The sequence below is a fragment of the Corynebacterium sp. KPL3927 genome (assembly GCF_040225835.1).
GTDB lineage: Bacteria > Actinomycetota > Actinomycetes > Mycobacteriales > Mycobacteriaceae > Corynebacterium.
The window spans coordinates 1-2,276 of sequence record NZ_JBEHGD010000044.1 but is presented as its reverse complement, the minus strand read 5'-3'; the positions used below and the strand labels follow the sequence as shown (position 1 = coordinate 2,276).

Below are 2,276 nucleotides of genomic sequence, written 5' to 3'. Positions count from 1 at the left end.
AATGGCCGTAGCCTTTCCCGCCCGCTTCGACAAATACCTATAAACCTAGCCCCACACACAAACAACTTGACACGCTCGACCTGGCGCGCGATCCCGCTATCCTGCGCAGGAAATACGCCCATGCCGCCATTGAGCGCGGCACCCACTTGGGCCTCCAAGAACACAATGGCGACTTCGTATTCAGCTCTTCTGCCGTTCCTGAAAACCACGGTGCCGGGGCAGAAATTGAAAACGATGACCCGTATCTCCACGAGTGGTACACCATCAACGCATCGGATGAATACCTCGCAGAGCAGGCGGCCCTCCGCGAAGAGCGCCGCGCCGAGCTCAAGGACTTTGCACAGAAGAAGACCAAGGACAAGGCCGCAGATGACGATGAGTAATCTCTCTGCCTAACCGGACCTCTCCCCTGGGCCCCTAGCCCGCCTCCCAATGCACTCTTCCGCGATGGGAGGCGGGCATTTCTCTACTCCACAGTCCGTGGTGCACTGCGGCGTGCGGGCTTCATCGTGGCCCCGACTGAGCGTTTATGCCTCGCGCAAGGCTCAGCCTCAAGAGGCCGGCCAGGAGAGGTTTGGCCGGCCTAACCGACGGGGACATCGGCAAGAGCGATAAAACGACAAAACCGCTGCCTCCCTAAGTGGGAAGCAGCGGCAGTGTAGGGCGCTTGCGCGCGCAATAGAAGCGAGATTAACGCTTGGAGTACTGCGGTGCGCGACGTGCCTTGTGCAGACCAGCCTTCTTACGCTCAACTGCACGAGCGTCACGGGTGAGCAAACCAGCCTTCTTCAAGGTGGAGCGATCAGCCGGGTTGTAGATGTTGAGTGCACGAGCGATAGCCAGGCGCAGGGCGCCGGACTGACCGGTCGGCCCGCCACCGTTAACGGTGACCTTCAGGTCAAACTGGTTCTCGCGGTCCAGCAGGGTCAGCGGGGTGAGGATGTCCTGCTGGTGCAGCTTGTTCGGGAAGTACTCAGCGAACTCGCGGCCGTTGACCACGATCTGGCCGGAGCCAGCAACGAGGCGAACGCGAGCGACGGCGCGCTTACGGCGACCGACGGTCTGAATTGGGCCCTCGTGAACCGGAGCAGCGGCCTCAACCTCTGCCTCGGTCTCAGGGTTGGCGCTAGCCAACGAATCACCGATGGTGTTGGTGAACTCTTCGGTAGCGGCGCTTGCTGCAGCGATGTCAGCAGCCTCGGCTACATTGTTGTCGATGTTCTGCTCAGCCATTACTGTGCCACCTGCTTAAACTCGAAGGTTTCCGGCTTCTGACCGGCGTACGGGTGCTCATCGCCTACGAAGACGTGCAGCTTCTTGATGGAAGCGCGGGAGAGCTTGTTGTGCGGCATCATGCCAGCAACAGATTCTTCGATAACGCGGACCGGGTTGGCGTCCAAAGACTGACCCAGGGTCATGGACTTCAGACCGCCCGGGTAACCGGAGTGGCGGTAGCGCATTTCGCGGTCGCGCTTGGTGGAAGAAACGTGAATCTTGTCAGCGTTGATGATGATGACGTGGTCACCGGTGTCAACGTTGGGTGCGAACTGTGGCTTGTGCTTGCCGCGCAGCAGGTCTGCCACGGTGGAAGCAAGCTTGCCCAGCACCACGTCAGTAGCATCGATGACGTACCACTTGCGGGTGATGTCACCGCTCTTTGGGTGGAAAGTAGACAAAATGACTCCTTGAAAGTCTGTCTCGGAACTGCCGGCCAGCGCTAAGCATCCATTCGCTTCCCAACAGCGGCCGGTGGAGACCTGCGGGAAGCGCTTCGCCAGCTGCTTGCCGACGAGCGAACACATAGGGTTACAACCCTAGCCGCTACCGGGGCAAAAGACCAAAACACCGAAACCGGTACCTTCTCAGAAAGAAAAGGTACCGGTAAAAGAGGTTCTATATGGCGGTTTGTGTAAATAGCGCGGTAAGGGGACGGCGGCTGCGTTCGCCTCCTGCCGGATTGGATACGGGCACGGGCACCGCCCGATTCCCCTACTGCGCATTAAAGAAGCAGGCTAGATAGATGTTGCCAACGGTGCATTATCCCCAGCTAGCGGCGGCGCGACGGTTGACATCGCTCATTGCGTCATTGCCTTGGGACACAGTCTTGGAGATGGTTGCCAGCACGGTATTGAGTTCTTGTGCCGCCTTATCCCATTTAGCCTGCGCCTGGTTATAAGCCACTGCGGATTCACCTTCCCAGGGGCCCGAACCCCGGAAAGTGGACACGGGGATTTAATCAAGATGCGATAGTAAGTGTAGCTGATCCGGCGGCTTCG

Annotated in this window: 3 protein-coding genes and 1 pseudogene; 1 reads left to right on the top strand and 3 read right to left on the bottom strand. The window is 59.1% G+C overall.

Annotated features, from left to right (window positions below; genetic code table 11):
• Positions 1-146: 146 nt before the first annotated feature.
• Positions 147-383: a hypothetical protein gene (locus tag ABRP86_RS11440; protein ID WP_349864451.1), complete on the top strand. Its 237-nt coding sequence runs from the start codon at positions 147-149 to the stop codon at positions 381-383.
• A 307-nt stretch (positions 384-690) separates the two neighbouring features.
• On the opposite strand, the gene rpsI is transcribed toward ABRP86_RS11440, so the two are convergent.
• The 3 genes and pseudogenes from rpsI to ABRP86_RS11425 form a co-directional block, all read right to left on the bottom strand.
• Positions 691-1,233, bottom strand: a complete 543-nt coding sequence (rpsI, locus tag ABRP86_RS11435) for a 30S ribosomal protein S9 (protein ID WP_005281349.1) — start codon at positions 1,231-1,233, stop codon at positions 691-693.
• Positions 1,233-1,676: a 50S ribosomal protein L13 gene (gene rplM, locus ABRP86_RS11430; RefSeq protein WP_126318309.1), complete on the bottom strand. Its 444-nt coding sequence runs from the start codon at positions 1,674-1,676 to the stop codon at positions 1,233-1,235. Before rplM ends, rpsI begins: the two co-directional genes overlap by 1 nt.
• 361 nt (positions 1,677-2,037) lie before the next feature.
• Positions 2,038-2,199: pseudogene (locus ABRP86_RS11425) on the bottom strand (WXG100 family type VII secretion target); the annotation flags it as partial.
• Positions 2,200-2,276: the final 77 nt, after the last annotated feature.

Coding starts and splice junctions, on each gene's coding strand:
- rpsI (WP_005281349.1), bottom strand. CDS start 1,233: ATGGCTGAGCAGAACATCGACAACAATGTAGCCGAGGCTGCTGACATC.